Source organism: Oleiphilus sp. HI0043 (assembly GCF_001634935.1).
Genome location: NZ_LWEY01001538.1, coordinates 1 through 1,345, shown reverse-complemented (window position 1 = coordinate 1,345; position 1,345 = coordinate 1). Strand labels below are relative to the sequence as shown.

2 protein-coding genes are annotated in these 1,345 nt (G+C 46.5%); one reads left to right on the top strand and one right to left on the bottom strand.

Features of this window, described 5'->3' with window-relative positions; all coding sequences use genetic code 11:
* Nucleotides 1-509, top strand: a 509-nt coding sequence (locus tag A3729_RS23030) for an EAL domain-containing protein (protein WP_156498083.1), incomplete at its 5' end; no start/stop codon positions are given.
* A 24-nt stretch (nt 510-533) separates the two neighbouring features.
* Here A3729_RS23030 and A3729_RS23025 read toward each other — a convergent pair.
* Nucleotides 534-1,345: magnesium chelatase domain-containing protein (locus A3729_RS23025; protein ID WP_156498082.1), on the bottom strand; the 812-nt coding region annotated here is incomplete at its 5' end.

Here is a 1,345-nt window from a genome sequence, read left to right as displayed (position 1 = left end):
ACTTTCGCATGGCGGTTAACCTGTCGCCACGGCAGTTTCGAGATCCAGACCTGATATCTCAAGTCGAAAGAATTATTCAGGACCATCAAGTTGCCAGACATACACTTGAGTTTGAAATTACCGAGGGCGTTCTAATGAATAACCAGCAGTTCGTAAAAGATGCGCTAAGAGCCCTCAACCATCTTGATGTCCGAATATCGATGGATGACTTTGGAACCGGCTATTCCTCACTAAGCTATCTCAGGAACTATCCTTTTGACATGCTTAAAGTCGACCGTAGCTTCGTCAACGACTTAGTCGAAGACCAAGCCGACAAAGAACTAATTAATGCGGCGATTTCTATGGCTCACAGCTTAAACCTTAAGGTCGTCGCTGAAGGGGTCGAGAATCAGGAGCAATACAAGCTGCTCAAAGATCTAAACTGTGACTATGCACAAGGCTATCTGTTTGGTAGACCCATGGCGCCAGACATATTTGCCTGTCATTTAGAAAGTACGCTCGAAGACTAATCTAATAAGCTAAACCAAAGCATGTTAAAACAGAGCATTCAACAAATCAGGTAACTTCTTCACTAGCATAACTTCCATCCCTGCAATATCGTTTCTCGGTTTGTTTCCATAGGGAACAATCGCTCTTTTAAAGCCATGCTTCAGCGCTTCCTGAATTCGTTCCTGACCACTAGGGACTGGACGTATTTCTCCCGACAAACCGACCTCTCCAAAGATCACCATATCTTCAGAAAGTGACACCCCTTTCAAGCTAGAAACAATCGCTGCCAAAGTCGCTAAATCGGTACTCGTTTCCAGTGTCTTTACACCACCTACCAGATTCACAAATACATCCTGGTCGCCACAATGGATCCCACCATGTCGATGCATCACGGCCAGCAACATTGATAAACGGTTCTGATCCATACCCAAGGCGACTCGCTTAGGGTAGTTGCCTTGGCTCTCATCAACCAAAGCCTGTAATTCTACTAGCAACGGGCGCGTACCTTCCCAGAGTATCGTCACGACACTACCTGGCATTATCTCTTCGCCACGGCTTAGGAATATTGCACTCGGGTTCTTCACTTCAACCAAGCCTTTTTCGAGCATAGCAAAGACACCTAACTCATTCACTGCACCAAAACGATTTTTGATTCCTCGCAAAGTGCGATAACGAGTGTCACTGGAGCCTTCGAGCATTATCGAGCAGTCAATCATATGCTCCAAAACCTTAGGCCCGGCAATCGCTCCCTCTTTGGTCACATGACCAACCAGAAATAGCACCATGCCAGTCTGTTTGGCAAGACGGGTCAACCTGGCAGCACATTCTCTTACTTGCGAAACGCTACCTGGAGCCG